Origin of the sequence: Mycoplasma hafezii (assembly GCF_049942695.1) — a bacterium.
Lineage (GTDB): Bacteria > Bacillota_I > Bacilli_A > Mycoplasmatales > Metamycoplasmataceae > Mycoplasmopsis > Mycoplasmopsis hafezii.
The window spans coordinates 646,928-666,014 of sequence record NZ_CP187940.1; the positions used below are offsets into that span (position 1 = coordinate 646,928).

Sequence of the window (19,087 nt, forward strand, 5' to 3'; positions counted from 1 at the left end):
AAGATAAAATTAAAAAAAGAATTCTTAAATATTCAATTCGTATAATTTCTAATGGTGTGAATAGAGCAGCAGAAAAACTAAAAAGTGTAAAAAAGAAACTATAAAATAATCAAAAATTTCTAGTTCTTAAAATTTTATGAGTAGCAGCAATTATATTTTCTGGTACTTTATGTAACCTTGTCTTATGACGATATTCGGTTAAATTAATAGAATAAGGTCTTTTATAACTCGATTTTAAATAATCAAGTAAACTAATTTGTTTCATACCTATAAACTCCTAAAAGTCATAATAATAATTTAGTTTTATTTACAGCTTGGTTAGTAATTAATAGTTTCTTATTTATACAATTTTTCATTTTGCTCCTTAATTCAATTATAAGTGCAAACGATACAAAACAAAAGAAAAAATCAGCTCATTGAACTGACTTTATAAATTATTTTTTCTTGTTATTTTTAACTAAACCATAGATTGTAGCAAAGGCACTTGTACCCAAAATTCCAAGAGCTAATCATCAATATCAAGGTAATCTGTCTTTTGGTAATCTATCAGTAGTTAATGCTGTTTTAAAGACATTGTCAATCTCTTTAAATTCTGGAGAATTTACAATTTTTTGAATATCTTTAACATCTTGTCAACTGTAATCATCAGCAGATGTTGCTTGATTTTCGAAGTATTTATTATCTGTTAAAACATTTTCAAAGTCTTGATAAATCTTAGGTTGATTTACTAAGTTTTGAATTGCTTTATTAAATTCTGCTTCATTATTATTTAATAATGAGTCAATTGCTTTAATAAATTCTTGTCCATTTGTCTTGTAATTATTTACTTGATTGTTAAATTTATCAATAAGTGCTTGATTTACTGAATTTGTTGCTGTTAATGGTTTTAAATTATTAATTGCTTTTTCAAGATTATTTTTAGCTTGGTTATAAGTTGTTTCATCTTTTGCATTAGAATTTAAAAACTCTTCTAAAGCAGTATTAGCAACTTTTAGTTTATCTAATTCATTAACAATGTTTTGGAAATCTTGAAGTGAATCTTGTTTTACTCCTTGATTTACTAATTTATCTAATTTATCTTGTAAATCATTAACTACGTTTGGTTGTCAATCTTTCGGATTAGTATCAATAACTTTTTCAATTTCTTTATTAAGATCATCTAATTTTTGATCGTTAGTTTTAATCTTATCAAGTGCATCTTGCAAGATTTTATCTGCTTCTACTTTTGTTTTAGCATTATTTCAATCTTGTTTAATTTTATCTTTGTATGAATCAGATACATTTGGTAAGTTATCTAAAATATGATCAATTTGTGGTACTTTCTTACCGTTATCTGTATATTCTTGATCGCTAAATTTCTTAATTTCATCTGCTAAATTATGTAATTGATTAATTAAATCTTGTAATTTATCTGTTTCAGCAGTATTTGGAGTAGTAGTTTGATTTTTAACTACTTCTAATTGTTTTTCAACTTGATTTAAAACATCTTTATAAGCATCTTGTAATGCTTTAGTAGTGTTAAAGAAGTTATTTGACTGAGTAAAGTCTTTTCCGTTAGCTAACTCATTTTCACCATTTTGAATAATTTTTTGGTATTTAGCATCACCAGTTAAATTGTCTTTAGCTGTATTTAATTCATTAATTAAATCTTTAATTTGACTACCTAAATTATCTTTATAAACTGACCCTGTTTCTTTATTAAGTAGGTTATTTAAAGTATCTAATTTATCTTTGAATGCAGTTTGTTCTTCTGGAGTTGCATAGACATAATTGATATTACTAATTGGGTTAGTTAAGTAACTTTCTGGTAAATTATCTACATATTTTTTTGCATCTGCCATCGCATTATCAAGTTCTTTACCTTGAGCTACAATAGGAGCTAACTCATCAATTGTTTTAGCGGCAATCACTTGTTTTTGTAATGCTTCTTTTTGAGCATTATTAATATTTTTTAAATCATTAATTTGATTTAATGCATCAATTTTTGCATTATCAAGTAATTGTTTAGCTGTTTGATTATCAATTTGTTCTTGAGAAGCTTCTGGGTTATTTGCTATAGCTTTACTATTATCAATTTCAGGTGTAAATCCTGGAACTGGTTCTTTAAGAGTAGGAGCTTCTTCGATTGCTTTATTTAAATCATTTGTTTTAACATTGTGATTTAAGTCATTAATATGTTCAACAATATCGTTATAACTTGGGTTTTCACCTAAAGCTTCAGCTTCTTTAATTGCATTGTCAAGTGCATTAGATTTTGGATCAACTGCTTTTGAATTGTTAATAACATCCTCAAGAGCTTGTTTTTGTTTATTTAACTCATCTTTTAGTTTGTTAATTACATCTTGTAAGTCACTAGCAGCTTGATCGTATTCTTTAGCTGTTAAATTGTGATTATTATTAACTTCATTTGCTTTATTAATTGCATCTGCTAGTTCTTTAGCTAAAGTATTTTTTGGATCGTTAGGATCTCCAAAAGTAGGTGCTAAATCATTAGCTTCTTTTAAGGCATTAATTAAGTTATTTCTATCAATAATATTTTGCAAGTTTTTTGTTTGTTGCTCTATTTCTGCTTCAGTTTTTGCGTTTGGATTATTTAAAGATTCATTTGCAGCATTAATTGCATCAGTAAGGTCTTTTGAAGGTTTTGCTACTTTATTTGCATTATCTTTAACATTATTAAGTTCGTTTAATGCAATTTCTTTATTTAATTTATCAGCTTCATTATTAAAGAAGTTTTGATCTTTTGTTCCAAAATCATTATTTGGATCTTCAAGAATATTTTTAGCATTATTAATTGCATTTTCAAGTTCTGGACGTTTAGGATCTTGTTTTAATGCATTTTCATAAGCTTCATAAAGTTTTTCTTTTTTCAGAGCTTCTTCAATTTTTTCACGACCAGCATCAAAATCTTGATTATCTGAGTCAGCATTATTTAAAGTTTGTTCAGCTGGTTTTAAAATATCATTTACAAACTTATTATTTTGTTGCATTATCTCTGGAATAGTTGCAATGACATTTTCTAATTTATTTTTCGCAATTAAGTCTTTTAATTTTTGAATTTCTTTAACCACATTAATTGCTGGTTCTTGAGAATTTGCTACTTGGTTTGTAGCTGTATTTATTTCATTAGTTAAATAATCTTTTGCAGGGTTAATGTTTTTAGCTTCATTAATTACATTTTGAAGCTCATCTTTTAAGTTTTGAATTACTTTATTAGCTTTAGCTACTTCATCTAACAATTTATTTGCATCATTTTGATATGTATTAGCATCCTTAATTGGTGTAGCATTAAGCTCATTGTTGGCCGTAGTAATAGCTGTGCTTAAATTATTATTAGCTTCTAATACTTTATTAGCATTATCTTTAATATTTGCTGGTTCAGTATTAGTTACTCCTTCTAATAATTTATTAACTTCGTTTGCCTTAGCAATTGCTTTAGCTAGAGGTTCTTTTAAGGTTGCTTCATTTAAAAGTTCTGTAGCTTTAGTTACGATCTTATTAGCAGTATCTAAAGCAGCATCTTTTAATGCAGTTGTTTCAAAGCTTGGTTGTAGGTTAGTTATGTCTTTCTTAACTGTCTCAAAGTCTTTCTCTGCTTGATTTCCAATTGCATTAGTAATATTTTGAGCATCCTTAAAGATTTTATCTAGTTCTGGAGTTTTGTTTTCAATTCCACTAGCTTTAGCAACTGCAGATTGTAAGTCGAAAATATTTTTATCTAATTCTAAGTTATTAACTGCATTAGTAATTGCTGTTTGTTGTTCTGGAGTTAAGGTTGCTGTATCTGGAGTAGTTGCAGCAATTGCATTAACTAATTTATTAGCAGCATCAAGCATATTTTGATGTGCGTTTTCTAATGATGGATCAGTAGGTTTAGCAACGTTATTAATTGCATCGTAAGCTTTATAAACTGGTTCAAGGTTATTAGCTTTATTTAATAAGTTAGTTTGGTTAGTAATTTCAACTTTAATTTTAGCTTCTTGTTCAGCTGTGAACGGCTCTTTTAACGCTGCTTCTGTTTTATTAATAAAGCTTTGAGCATTATTTAAAGTAGTAGTTAAATTATGTGAAGGTTCTGGATTGTGTTTCTTAATTTGTTCTACTAATTCTTTTAAGTGATTTAAATCAATTGCTGTAGTTAACTTACTAATTTGTTCATTTAATGAAGCATTAGTTGGATTTTCTTCTTTCGCAACATTTGAAGCTTCAGCAATATTATCATTCATTCAATCAGCATTTTCTTTTTGAGCTTCTTTAATTAACTGATCAAGCTTATCTTTTTTACCTTTTAATTCGTCTTGTAATTGTTTAATTAAAGCTTGAAGTTTATTTGCAGCTTCATCGTATTGCTCTCTTGTTAAAGTATGATTATCATTTACTGCACTAGCTTCCTTAATTGCATCTGCAAGAGCTTTAGCTTCTTTATTATTTGGATCTTTTGGATCTCCAAAAGTTGGAAGTAAGTTATTAGCAGTTGCAATTTGATTCATTAAATTATTTCGATCTGCTGTATTTTTAAGATCTGCTGTTTGAGTATTAATTTGCTCTGTAGAAACATTATTTGGATTATTCAATGTATTTTGAGATGCAGCAATTTTATCTGTAAGTTCCTTAGATTTAGGAGTTTCTGATTCAGCAGCCACCTTAGCATTATTAAGTTCATTTAACGCAATTTGTTTAGTAAGCTCATCAGCTTTAGTATCAAAGACACTTTGAGGTTCATTTTTGTATGTTCCTTTTGGATCTTCTAGCATATCTTGAGCTTGATCAAGAGCTTGTTGTAACTCTGGACGTTTTGGATCTTGTTTTAATGCTTTTTCATATGCATCATAAAGTTTTTCTTTTTTCAGAGCTTGCTCTAATTTTTCTTGAGCAGCTACATAATCTGGACGATATGAATTTGGACTATTTAAGGTTTCAGTTACTGGATCAAGCACTTGTTGTTTAAAGGTTGGATTAGTTTTTAAACTATCTGGAACATTATTAATTGCATTTTCAAGATTATTTTTAGCTTCTAAATCTTTTAATTTACTAATTTCTTTAACAAGTTCAATCGCTTTAGCATTTGGATTACTTAGTAACGCATTTGCTGTAGCAATTTCATTAGTTAAGTAATCTTGTGCTGGAGTAATTGTTTGAGCTTTAGCAATTTCTTCTTTTAAAGCATCTTTAATTTGTGAAATTAATTTTTCAGCAATTTGAATTTGTTCATCTAAGCTATCAGCTTCATTTTCGTATTCAGTAGCTGTTTTAACTGGAACTGCATTAATTTGTTCATTTGCTAAATCAACTGCATTTTGTAAAGTTTCTTTTCTCTTTTCAATTGTCATTTCTTGATCTTTTAAGTTTTCTGGTACAGTGATTGTTCCATTATTTAAAAGTTCAAGCACTTTATTTGCTTCAGCAATTTTCTTAGCAAGCGGTTCTTTTACAGTTGCAGCTTGTAATAATTCTGTTGCTTTAGTAATAATTTGATTTGCGTTAGTTAAATTATTGTCTTTAAGAGCTTCGGTTTGAAGTTGTGGTTGTAATTCCTTGATTTTATCTCTAATTGCTTGAGCTGTTTGTAGATTTACATCCTTAATAGCACTAAGTAATGTTTGAGCATCAGCAAAAATCTTAGCAAAGTCAGTTGTTTTATTTTGAATTGGACTAGCAACTACTTCCGCTTGTTTTAATTCAAAAATTTCTCTTGCTAAATCAATGTTACTTGCAGCTTCAGTTACTGCTGTGCTTTCAGCAGCTTCAAGGTTTTCAGTATCTGGAGTAGTAGCAGCAATATCATTTAATACAGTACTTGCAAGTTCTTTCATTTGGTTATACGAATCTTGTAAGTCTGCTGGTTGAGTACTTGAAATAGCATTAACTTTATCATTTGCTAAATAAACTGGTTCAAGGTTATTAGCTTTATTTAAAGCTTTAATCTGAGCAGCAATTTTATCGTTAAACTCAGTGACTTGGTCGTTAGAAACATCTTGTTTAATTGCTGTTTCGATTTGGTTAATTAAGTTATTTGAATTATCAAGCACACCTTTAAGTTCGTGTGAAGGTGTAGGATTGCTTGTTGAAACTGCTTCAGTTCTAGTTTTTAATTTATCAAGTTCTAAAGCTACAGTTAATTTATTGATTTGATTATCAATTGCTGGATCAGTTGCAACTGGGTTGTTTGCAACATTTTCAGCATCTTTAATTAAATCGTTCATTCATGGATGGTTAGTATCTTTAGCTTGTTTAATCAATTCTTCAAGAGCTTCTTTTTTATGTGCTAATTTATCAGCAAACTCCTTAACAACTGCATTTAATTTATCAGCAGCTGCATCATATTCAGCTTTAGTTAAACCTTTGTTGTTATTTACTGTGGTTGCTTCAGTAATTGCATCTCTTAAAGTTTTTGCATCAGCACCATTTAATTTTGGTAATAAGTTATTTGCATCTGTAAGAGCATTAATTAATTTATTTCTATCAGCAACATTTTGTAAGTCTTTAGTTTGAGCTGTAATTTCAGCAGTAGTTTTGTTATTTGGATTTGCTAATGTTTCATTTGCTTTAGTAATAGCATCTTGTAACTCTTGAGATTTAGGAGTGATTTGGTCAGCAGATTGTTTTGTATTATCTAACTTATTAAGTTCAATAGCTTTTAATAATTTATCAGCTTCATTATTAAAGTCTGCTTCAGTTTTTGCTGGATTATTAGTTTTATCATCTAACATTGTTTTAGCTTCATCCATCAATGTTTGTAATGCAGCATTAATAGGGTTTTGAGCTAAAGCATCTTTATAAGCTTCATAAAGTTTTTGTTTAGTAAGCTCATATTCTAAAGCTTTAGCAGCTTTATCGTAAGCTTCAGCATTAGAGTTTGCATCATTTAACACTGTATTAGCTGGAGTTCAAGCATTAGTGTTAAAGGTAGCATTATCTTTTAATTCCTTAGGAACTGAATTCATTACATTAGCTAAATTATTTTTAGCTATTTCATTCATTAATTTGTCAGCAGCATCAATTAATTTAATTGCTGTAGCACCTTGGAGACTATCCATTGTGTTTTCAGCTGCTTTAGCATTATCTAATAATGTTTGAGCTTCAGTAATTGCATTAGTTAACTCACTTGATTTAGGGTTAGCATCTTCTGCAAGACCTAATTGTGTACTTAATTCACTAATTGCATTTGTATACTGTGTTTTAGCTTGGTTAGTATCAGCTAATAATTGTTTTGCTGTGTTATTGTATTCTTCATTTGTAGCTACTGGTTCTTGGTTAAATAAGTTTTCTGCAGCTGTGATTTTGTTACTTAAAGTTTCATAAGCTGTTTTCGTATTTGTAGCATTGGTAATTGAACTATTGTTTTTAAGTCCAGTAGTTGTAGCATTTGCAAGAGCTGTTTGCACTTTCTTAGCATATTCTAAATCTAAACTTAAATTGTTTTTAAGAATTGCATTGTTAAGTAACTCTGCAGCTTTATTAACTAATTCATTAGCAGTTGTAATGTCAGCCGCTTTAAGTTTTGGATTGGTTAAATCACCTTCTTTAATAGTATTTGCTGTTTGGTTATTAGCTTGTCAATCATTTAGGTTTTGGTTTTGTAAACCATTTAAGATGGTATTAGCATCTTTGATTGCATTTTGTAAGTCTTGACTTTGATTACTAATCTTATTAGCATTAGCAACTGCGGTTTGTAAATCAAAGATATCACCAACAAGTTTAATATTATTTGCTTGATTGTTAATTTGTGTTTGTACGTTTGGTTCAATAGTTGGAGTAGTAGGAGCTAAATTATTAACAATGTTATCTAAAATGCTTTGAGCATTATTCATTGCAGTTTGATAGTCATTTTGTAAGCTTTCAGGTTGAGTTGTTGGTAAGCTTGTTAGCTTATCATAAGCTTTAAATCCTGGTTCAATGTGACTTCCTTGGTAAATTCAACCAGTTTGGTTTGTAATACCAGTAGTAATTTCGTTTTGTAATGTTGTAGTAAATGGTTTAGTATCAAGTGTGCTTTCAGCTTGAGTTACAAACTGTGTTCCATCAGCTAAAATTTGACTTAACTCATTTGACACAGGAGCATTTTCTTTAGCAACTTTCTTAATTAATTCTTTTAAAGCATTTAAATCAATACTTGTTTCTAACTTAGCAATTTGCTCGTTAATTTGATCAAGTGTTGCAGCGTTATTAGAATCAACTGCTTTAGCATGTTTAATAATTGGATTTAATCAATCAGCATTTAATTCTTCATCTTGTTTGATTAATTCTTTTAAGCGATCTTTTTGATTGTTTAATGCTTGTTGTAATTTTTCAACTACTGCTTTAAGTGTATTAGCAGCTTCATCGTACTTAGCTTTAGTTAAAGTTTTATTAGCATTAACTTTGGTTGCTGCATCAATTGCATCTTTAAGTTCTTTAGCTTGTTTATGATTTGGATCGTTTGGATCACCAAAAGTTGGTAATAAATCATTCGCTTCTTTTAAAGCATTAACTAAATTGTTTCGATCAACTACATTTTGTAAGTCTTTAGTTTGAGCTTGAATTTGTTCAGTTGTTGAGTTAGTTGGATTACTTAAAGTGTTTTCTGCATTTGTAATAGCAGCTTTAAGTTCGTCACTTTGCTCATTTGTTGGAACATTTTTAGCATTTGTAAGTGCATTATTAAGCTCATTTAAAGCTACTTCTTTGTTTAATTTGGCAGCTTCATCATTAAAGAAATCTTCGTTTTGATCTTTATATTGATTATTTGGATCATCAAGAATTGCTTTGGCATTTTTTAACGCTTCTTGTAATTCTGGACGTTTGGGATTTTGACTTAAAGCATTATTATAAGCTTCATAAAGTGGTTGTTTTTTAATTGCTGTTTCAATTTTAGCAACTTGTTCGTTGTAATCACTAGTTGTTGAACTAGCATCATTTAAGACTTTTGTAGCTGGATCAAGAATATCTTGTTTAAATGTTTCGTTCTTTTTCAGATCGCTAGGTGTTAAATCAATTGCGTTTGATAATTTATTTTTAGCAACTTCTTTATTTAAAGCAGCAATTTCTTTTTCAACATCCACCATATTTGAATTAGGAAGTTTTAATAAACCTTCAGCACTTGAAATAGCAACTGTTAAATCTAAACTTTTTGGTTCAACTGCATTAGCTTTAGTAATTGCATCTTGTAATTTAGCTAATTCTTGATTAATAAACGAATTTGCTGTATTAATAGCAGTATTTAAGCTATTAGCTTGATCAATGTAGCTTTGAGCAGCTTCAACTGGTGTTATTGCTAATTTATTATTTGCATCTGTAATAGCAGTATTTAATGCATCATATTGCTTTTTAATATTAGCAATTTCAGTTTCTAATCCTGCTGGATTTTCGTTTGCTTTATTATTTAATCTTTCTAATACTTTGTTAGCTTCAACTACTTTTTTCTCAAGTGGTTCTTTTAAAGTTGCTTCGTTTAATAATTTAGTTGCTAAGTTAATCACTTCTTGTGGAGTTAAGTTAGTTTCTTTAAGTGCTGGTGTTTGAACTGCATTTAAAGCTTCTTTAACTTTCTCGGCAATTTGTTCGTTAGTTAAATCATTGTAATTTGCAACTGCGTTAAGAATTTTTGAAGCATCATCAAAAATTTGTTGATATCCAGTTGTTTTGTTCTCTACTGGTGTAGCTTGATTTACTGTTTGAGCTAAATGATAAATATCTAAAGCAGTATTTAATTTAGCAGCTTGATCATTAATTGTATTAGCAACTGGTGTTTCAACGTTGTACTCTTTATTAGCTGTTTCTATAGCAGTTTGTAGTTTACTGTAAGCGTCTTTATCATCTTTATTTGTAGGTTCAGTCACTGCACTAGCGTTTGCAATTGCTTTAGCAAGTGGTTCTTTAGTTACTGTATTTTCTAATTTAGTTGCTTCATTAGTTAATTCACTAATAGTTGCATTTGAAACAGTACTATTTGTAGCTTGGTTATTTGCTAACTCATTTTTAGCTTTGGTAATTAAGTTATTAGCAGTTTCAAGTTCGCTAGTTAATTTATTTGAAGGGTTAGGATTTTTAGTTTGAATGTCAGCAACTTTGTTAGCAAATTCTGCTGTGGCAATTGCTTCTTTTAATTTTGAAATTTGAGCATTTACATCATTTTCAGTTGCATTAACATTATCGTGTACTCCTTGAGCTGTTTGAATGTAGTCATTCATTCAAGCATTATTTGGAGTTTGTTTAGCTTGATCAATTAATTTTTGTAACTCTTCTTTAAGTGTTGCTACTTTATTAGCATTAGCAATAGCTTTATCAAGTTTATCTTTAGCATCAGCAATTTGCTCATCTGTAGCATTTGGATTATTTGAAATACTATTAGCATTATTTAATGCTTCTTGTAATTCATTATTTTGTTTTGAAGCTGCTGGTAAGTTATTAGCAGTATCAATTGATTTATCAAGCGCTTCTTTACGAACCGCATCTTTTAATTTATCAATTTGGTTTTGATAATCATTTACATTTGAATTTGTTCAAGTGTTTTCAGCATCTTTAATCACGTTTTGAAGTTTTGTAGATGGATTGCTAATTGCTTTAGCTTTATCAAGTTCAGTTTTTAACTCATTACGTTTAATAGCATCATTAAGTTTATTTACTGCTGTTTGAACTTCAGTAGCATTACTTACAGTATCCATTTCACCTTTAGCTGTATTAATTGCTGTTTGTAATTCTGGTGAAATTGGTGATTGACTTTCAGCATTTTCGATTGCTTTTTGTAACGGATCTTTTAAAATCTTATCTTTAACTTCAGCTAATTTATTTTGTAATTCAGCTGTAGTATGTGGTTGGTTAAGATAATCATTAACTGTGTTTTTATAGTCTTGCAATGCTTTTGATGAATTATTATCAATTTTTGATAATTCATTACGGATTTCTTGTTTTACAAAAGCATTATCTAGATCGTTTAAAGCTTTCTTTAGATTTTCTGTAGCAGTATTAATTGCTTCAACAGTTGAAACTTCACCATTAGCACTATCTTGCGGTTTAATTGTTATTGCAGCTTGGTATGCATTATTAAATGCTGCTAATTCCGGACTATTAATTGCTGCTAATTGTTTAATTAACTCTGCTTTAGAAGTTTTAGTTGTATTAGCAATGTTAATTTGATCTTGTAATAATCCCATTGCTGTGTTTTTCGCTTGAGCATTTTCAATAATAGGAACTAAATCATTAAACTTAGTAATTGTAGCAGCTTTAGTTTGAGCAGCATAATCAGCTTTTTGAGCTGGGTTTAAGTTGCTTTCAGTATTAATTTGATTTGCAACTGCCGTAGCTAATTTTTCTAAAACAGATTTATAAGCTGCATCTTTTTGTGCTTTATTAATTTGTTGACTAACAGTTGAAATATCTGTTGCTGTATTAAATTTAGGTTCAGTGATGTAAGCTTTAATCTTTGGATCTATTTCACTAATTTCTGAAACTAATTGGTTGTAGTAACCATTTAATTTATCGTATTCAGCTTTTAAATTATCATAAAGCTGAGTTACTGAAGGAGTACCTTGGTTAGTAGCACTAGGAATAATGTTGGCAAACTTACTAAAGTCAGTTGGAGAAACTAAATTATAAGCAGTAATGAAACTTGCACGATTAGAAGCTAATTTAAGTAAAGGATCTTCATTAGTTTGATTTGGATGTAATTCAGAATTAATAGTATCAACCAAATTATTTAATTTACCTGTAATTGTGTTTAACTCACTTAAAAATGTTGCAAAGTTCTTCATCTTAAGTGGTTCAATATAAAGCTTTTCATTTACGTTTGAGACATTGTCAAAATATTTATCCATATTTGAGTAAATGTGAATTGAATTACCATCAAACATACTTCAATTTGAAACATCTACTTTAAGAGCTTCTTTTTGAGCTGTTGTTAAATTTGGATAATTTTTAACTAAATCATAAGCAGCTTCTTTTTGAGCAATAATTTGTTGAACTTCATATTGTCAAGCTTGTAAGTAACTAAGAGCACTATGATGTTGATTTTCTAAAGTATCAGCAAAAGTTGTATTCGGAATATCTTCTAAAGCTTGTAAAGCGTTAGAAGCTTCATATTTACCAAATCATTGTTTTTGAGCCGGTTCATTAAATCACTCAATTAATTTATTTTTAATAAACTCATGAGTTCAAAGTTTATAAACTGGAGCATCTGCATTATTTTTTCATTCGAAGGTTTGAGCATTAAATTCTGTTTGGTGTTCTTGAATAAATTGAGAAACATCATCTTGAGTATAAAGTGGTGTTCCTTTTTTATCCATTGCAAAGTAATTGCTAAATGTATTTGGGAATTCTTTTGCAGCTACATATCTACCATTTAATAAACTATTAAATGTTTCTTTTAAAGCATTGATTAATAACTCTAATTTATCACTTTCATAAACTCAGTAGTTATTTTCGTTTATATTATATTTTGAAGCTAAAACAACACTTAAAGCAGCCGGAAGATTAGCAGTTGTAGTTGTACCATTAAATCCATTAAATGTTCCTTGGGCATCTTTACCTAAAACTTGGTATAAAGTAGCAATTAAAGGTAAAACATTTTGTGAATTCAATGGTAATTGAATTTCACCATTTACCACTCATTCTTGAGCGTGGTCTTTATTTTGAGATCCATAGAATTGACCATTACCAAAAATATAATCACTATTAGTTAATTCAACTTGTGATTTACCTTGTGGCATCACTAAATATTGATTAAATAAGTTATTTAGTTCGGTAAATTGTGTGGCTAAATTAGTAATTAATTGTTTGATTTTAGCACTATTATCTACTTTTGAGTTAATTACATCATCAACATAACTTTGGTGTAAGTTTTGGTAAATTGCTTCGTTATTTCAATTATTACCTTTAGCTGTTAAATATTGATTATCTAACTCATTAATTAAATTAAATTTAGCTACTCAATCATTATAGAAAGTGTTTAATTGTTGTTCACTAGTAAAGTGAGTTGTATCAATATCAGTTTCAAAAGCAGTTAAAATTTTATTTCCAAGTGTGTAAGGATTTTTTAAATCAACTACATTTCATTCTTGCTGTACTTTTGGATAGTTGGTATTTCCACTTGAAAGTTCTTTTGCAGATGGTTGTCATCAGTAGTTAACTGAAGCACTATCTACTGTTGTGTTAGGAATAATTCAAGCTTTATAACCATTAGCATCATAATTTGGAAGTTCTGGATGTGATTCAGTGCCTAATTGCAACTCTACTCCATCAACTTGTTTGTTAGTAAATCCTTGTAAGTTGATTGTATTAGTATATGAAGCTGTAGTGATTGGATATGAATTTTGAGTTCAAATATTATTTTGTTGTGAATTAATTAAGTTAATGAATTTTGCATAAATTAAAATTGCAGCAATTTTAAGTTCTCTATCTGGATAATTTTCTAATAATTTGTAGTTTGGATTTTCACTAGTTAAAATACCATCTAATTTGTTATTTAAATTAGTTTTTTGTTCTGCAGTTAATCCACTAAAAGCATTAACTTGAGCTTTAGCATTTAGAATATCTACATTAATTGCTTGATATGACGTTTCAATACTTTCTGGATTAAATTGTTTGTTAAAGTTTAAAACTTTTTCTAAAGTAGTATCTGCTTGTTGGGTTAATCCTTTTATTGGTTTATAAGTATCTGAAATAGTTTTAAGTAATGTTTTAGTTTGATTTAAATTAGTTAAAAATGCTTGGTATGTTGAAGTTACAACATTTGAATGTAATTTTGCGTATTTATCAGTTGGTACAACACTGTATTTATTGTAAATGCTTTGAGCATTTTGTAATTTAGTTTGTAACTCTAATAAAGCATTAACGTATTTAATTACATCTTCACGGTTAGTTAAACTTAAAACAGCGTTTTTAAATAAAGCAATTGTTCTAAGTGCAAAATATTGAGTTGATAAAGTATCGATTTTGCTAAGTGCCGTTGCAATTAATTCAGTAGCTGTTTGTTGCTTATTATCAAAACCTAAACTTTTAGCAGTCACTAAATTTTCGATTGTTTTAAAAACTGCTTGAATTAAATCGTTAATTTTCTTAGCTGATTCATTGGTATCTGTTGTTCCTTCGAATTTAGGAGTTGAAACAGATTCTCAGTTTGCAAGATTATTAATTCCATCTTTTAATTGTTTTTGAAGTTCTGGTGAGTTAAAAATATATTGAATGTATCTGGTATTTTTTTGTTTAGCTTCTGTACTTTCAGATTGTTGGTAAACATTTAATCAAAGATTATTTTTTTGGAATTCTTGTGAACTATTTGAATTAGGATCTGCTAAATAATTCATCACTGGTTGATATCAATTATTAACTTCATTTAAAACTCTTGGAGCTTCATAGTCAGCTTGTAATAAGTTATATAAATTAGTTAATCAAATATTGTTATCGCCAAAGTGAGTGCTATCTCAATCACTAAAAATTGCATTGACAAATTGTGTTGATTGATCTTTTAATAATTTTTGATTATTAAAGTCTCATTTATCATAAATTTTTAAGTTTGCAGGTCCGAAGTATGCGTGGTTCACGCTTTGAGCTGTTTCAGAACCATTTAATGCATAAAGCTTATTAAATCCATTAGTGTTATTTCATTGCACATCTGAATAGAATAATAAACTTCCATCACGTTCTCAAGAATTTGTATCAAAGAATGTACCACCTAAGTTTCCATCGGTTGCTTTATATTTTTCTCTTCAAGAAACTGAGTGGTGACTACTTTCATCATTTCCAGTATTTCCGTAGTTATAGAAGAAACCACCAATTTTAGGATCTTTAAAGTATCTCTTAAGCACTAAATTATCACTATTTAAGAAATTAGCTTCAGATTTCATATCTGCAGGTCATTTAGAAACATCAGTTCTAAATGTTAAATTAATGTTATAAACATTATTACCTTTAATGGCTGTTTGATATGTGTCTCCTTTACCCATTTCAACTATAGTTTCAGGAAATTCTGCAATCTTAGTATTTTTTCATCATAATTCATAACCATAACTATCTGGTAAGAAAACATTATTTAAATTAGCTTCACTAATTTTTTCATTTCCTACCGCTTGTTCTTGAATTTGAACTTTAATTGTACGGTAATTTGAACGATCAAAAGAAACCGAGTTAGAAGCTACTGTGTTATTTTTATCACCAAGACCATTATAACCACGGTATCAAGCTACTGTTGCAGTAATTCCAGAAGGTGTTGTTTCTGCAAATGGTCATTGATTACCAATTTCGTCCATATTATCTACAGTTTCAAACTCCATTACAACTGTAGGATTATATTTAGAATTTGCATATCAGTAATTACCATTTGAAATTCTTCCATAAAGCACAGAACCAATGTTTCTTAAGTTTTTAGCATAAGCACTTTGATCTCTAGGTTCTTTGTCGTTGAACGGTAACAAGTCTCCCATTAAGAAATTAGATCATTTATTGTCTGGTGGTCCATCCTTTTCTCTACCAGCTTGTTGTAATCAATAAACATCATTTTGAGTTGACGAATTATTATCAACTGTTTCGTATGCTAAGTTATGCAAAATATATGGTGTATTGTAATCATTTGTTCAACCTGGATCATTAGCTGGTTGTCAATTAAATTTTTGATTAAAACCAGTATTTCCAATTACAATTTGATTTACATTAAATTTATCTAAATTAAATTCGTTATTAGCGGTTCTAGTGGGACGTGGACGAAGATATACAGGAGTATTGTAGTTAAAAATTGACATATCATTATTAACCAATTCTCAAACTTTACCAACAACACCATCACTTTCTGGTTGCAATTGATATTTTTGATCTTGGAAAAACATCGCAATACGTACAGAGTTATCAACTAATTGAATATCTTTTGTTAAAGCTACACCAAAACGAATATTACCGTATGTATTAAGTTTTAATCCTTGACTAGCATTTGCTGGTGCTCCACCTCATCCTGGATTATTAGGAACATATCAGTTATTAAAAGTAGCTCTTCATCTACGTTTTTTAGGAACTGACATATTGTAAAACATATTAGATAAAGGATAAGAATCACGCATTGTTCCAGGTGTAATTTCTTCTATATTAACCACATTTTGAATACCTACACTCTTTAATGAACCTTCGTCATTCGGAATAATACTTGTACTCTTAAATGAACTTCCACCTGATAGTCCTGCATAAGAATAAAGTCCTCAAGAACCTGTATAGTTAGTTCACTCAAACGAAGTATTGTCATTTAAACGATTAGAAAAGTTTAAGAAAATATCTGTGTTATTTTGTGGACCACTCTTGGTAAAATCAATGTATGAATTTTCAACATATTTTCCAGAGAATTCGGTACTATCATTTCCAAAATATTGAATTCCAGCACTTCGACTTGCACTATTTGACATAGTAATTAGAAAAGGTGCAATTGTAGCAACTCCACTAGCCAAAGTTAATAAAATTTTTGCTTTCTGTTTCATATTTAATTCCTTTACTGTAATTTTGTATTTTTATCTATAAATAAGCACTATTAATTCATAAATAATTATATAATTTTATTTATTTAAACAGTTCATAGATTTACAGATAAAAATAACATTTATTTTATAAAATTCTAACAGCAAAATTCAAGAATGAGAAAAACAAATATTTTGATTGCTTGAATTTAATATAATTCATTTTATGAAACATATTGGCGTTGATATTACTACTATTTCAAGATTTGAAAAAGTTGATTCATATTTTGCAAGACGTATTTTAAGTGATGCAGAATTTGAGCTTTTTCAAACATTACAAGACGATAAAAAAGCAAAATTTTTAGCTCGAGCATGAGCAATTAAAGAAGCTATTTTTAAAGCAAATAATGATTATTATGAATTTAGTAAAATAAATCTTCAAAAAATCAATCACCGATGAACTTTTAAAAATTTTGAAATATCAATTAGTCACGAAAAAGATTTACTTATTGCTTTTGTGATTGAAAGAGAAGGAGATTAATGAAACAATTAGCAATTAAACCATGACTTAAAAAGATTTTTCTAGCACCAGTTTGATTACACCGTTTTAGAAAAATTTGAAAATTTTCACGTAAATACAGAAGAAACCCTGAGCAAATGTTACTAGAAGATAGACATAAGTATATGTTAAATGTGTCTAAAAAATTACTTAAACTTTATAACATTGATTTAATTATCGAAGGATATGATAATTTACCAACTAAAGGTGGTGTGTTATTAGCTCCAAACCATAAATCTAATATTGATCCATTTGTTGTAATTGCAGCACTTGAAAAACAAAGTGAAGCTTATGGAGAAAAACACAAAATCCCTAACTTCGTTGCTAAAAAAGAGTTAAACGATAAATTTATCGTAAGACATGCAATGAATTTATTAGATACATTTTTAATTGATCGTTCTAACTTTAGAGAAAGCATTCAAACAGTTTTAGAATTTGGAACATTCATTAAAGAACAAAAAACATATGGTGTTATTTTCCCTGAAGGAACTAGAGTTAAAGGTGATGAATTAGGAGACTTTAAAGCTGGAGCTTTCTTAACAGCTCAAAAGAACTACTTATCAATCGTTCCAGTTGCAATTATTAATTCTGAACACGCAATGGATAAAAAGAGAACTGGACGTTTAAATATCACTATCTCATTTTTAAAACCAATTAAGGCAAGTAGTTTAATTAACCAAGATTCGAAAGCTATAGCAGAAAAAACCAGAAAAATGATTGCAGAGGAAATTGCAAGACATGCCCAAAAAGAAAACTAATCAATATTTTAAAAAATCAGAAAAATCAGATGAATTTATTTCGAATGAATATACTTTTCAAATCGATAACTTCGATGGTCCGTTAGACTTATTACTCAGTTTAATTAAAGACAAAAAAATCAGCATTATGGAAGTCAATCTTTTAGATATTGCGAATCAATATTTAGAGATTATCAATCATTTAAAAGATAATGAAGTTGATATTGCTGGTGAATACTTAGTAATGGCTGCTACTTTAATTGATTTAAAAGCTAAAATGCTATTGCAAGATCCAAAAGATGAACCAGATGAAGAAATCGAAGAACAAAAGAACTTACTGCTTCAACAATTAATTGAATATCAACAATTTAAGGAAGTTAAAGAAGTCTTACGTAAGTTTGAAGCTGAAAGACAAAATATTTATATTAAACAGCCAAGTAGTGTAGATGAATTTATTGTAGATGACGATGATTCTAAGCTAGATGGACATTCAAACCCTTTAAAACTAATTTCTGTTTTAAGAAAAATGTTTGAACGTCGTTACGCACAACATTTAAGAGAAACAAAAATTGATAACTTCAATTTAACACCAGCTGATCAATTAGGATATTTAAAAAACTTATTAAAACAACACGAACAGCTTTCATTTGAACAAGTTTTTGATTTGCCTTCATTAAAACACTTTGTTGTTACTTTAATTGCTGTTTTAGATTTAGCAAGACAACAATATTTAAAAATTGAGCAAAATACTCAATTTGATAAAATTGTAATAACTAGAGGAGAAGCATTCTATGAAAAATAAAATTTTAGAAGCGTTACTTTATATTCAAGGTGATGAAGGTTTAACTTTAGATCAAGTTAAAGAAATTTTTAATTTAAATACTAATGCGGAAGCAAAAAAAGTAATGAACGATTTTCATAAAGCTTTTAACGAAGTTGATCGTGGTTTAAAAGTTGTAGTGTTTAATGATGTATATAAATTAGCAACACGTGAAAGCGTCAAAGAATACATTCAAAAAATGGTGAGCGTAACCAAAAAACAACGATTATCTAATGCCGCTATTGAGGTTGCTGGTATTATTGCATATAAACAACCAATTACACGTGGTCAAATTGCTACAATTCGTGGTACAGCTAGCGATCAAGTTATTAATACATTGTTAGTTAAAGGTGTAATTGAAGAAGTAGGTGTATCACCTACTCCAGGGCATCCATTACTTTACGGTGTAACTAACAAGTTTTATGATTATTTTAGAATTACTACAATGCGTGACTTACCATCATTAAATGATTTTAATTACATCGAAGGTGTAGAAAACGAAAATAATGACTTTGACTTATTTAGTAGTCAAAGAGAACAATAATCCTCTTTGAGGTTTATTTTT

5 protein-coding genes are annotated in these 19,087 nt (G+C 28.8%); 4 read left to right on the forward strand and 1 reads right to left on the reverse strand.

Going from position 1 to position 19,087, the window contains the following annotated elements; translation table 4 throughout:
* Nucleotides 1-434 precede the first annotated feature (434 nt).
* Nucleotides 435-16,430: a hypothetical protein gene (locus ACPYPZ_RS02520; protein WP_426461006.1), complete on the reverse strand. Its 15,996-nt coding sequence runs from the start codon at nucleotides 16,428-16,430 to the stop codon at nucleotides 435-437.
* Nucleotides 16,431-16,632: 202 nt separating this feature from the next.
* Between ACPYPZ_RS02520 and ACPYPZ_RS02525 the strand changes: the two genes are divergently transcribed.
* Genes ACPYPZ_RS02525 through scpB form a run of 4 tightly spaced genes read left to right on the forward strand, consistent with a single transcriptional unit; the run spans nucleotide 16,633 to nucleotide 19,066 of the window.
* A complete protein-coding gene (locus tag ACPYPZ_RS02525; RefSeq protein ID WP_426461007.1) occupies nucleotides 16,633-16,947 on the forward strand; it encodes a holo-ACP synthase in 315 nt (104 codons plus the stop codon).
* Entirely contained in the window at nucleotides 16,947-17,723 is a 777-nt protein-coding gene (locus tag ACPYPZ_RS02530; protein ID WP_426461008.1) for a lysophospholipid acyltransferase family protein, read from the forward strand. Before ACPYPZ_RS02525 ends, ACPYPZ_RS02530 begins: the two co-directional genes overlap by 1 nt.
* Nucleotides 17,704-18,504, forward strand: a complete 801-nt coding sequence (locus ACPYPZ_RS02535; RefSeq protein WP_426461009.1) for a segregation/condensation protein A — start codon at nucleotides 17,704-17,706, stop codon at nucleotides 18,502-18,504. Before ACPYPZ_RS02530 ends, ACPYPZ_RS02535 begins: the two co-directional genes overlap by 20 nt.
* Nucleotides 18,494-19,066: an SMC-Scp complex subunit ScpB gene (gene scpB, locus ACPYPZ_RS02540; RefSeq protein ID WP_426461010.1), complete on the forward strand. Its 573-nt coding sequence runs from the start codon at nucleotides 18,494-18,496 to the stop codon at nucleotides 19,064-19,066. The genes ACPYPZ_RS02535 and scpB overlap by 11 nt, the downstream gene beginning before the upstream one ends.
* The last annotated feature ends 21 nt before the right edge of the window (nucleotides 19,067-19,087 follow it).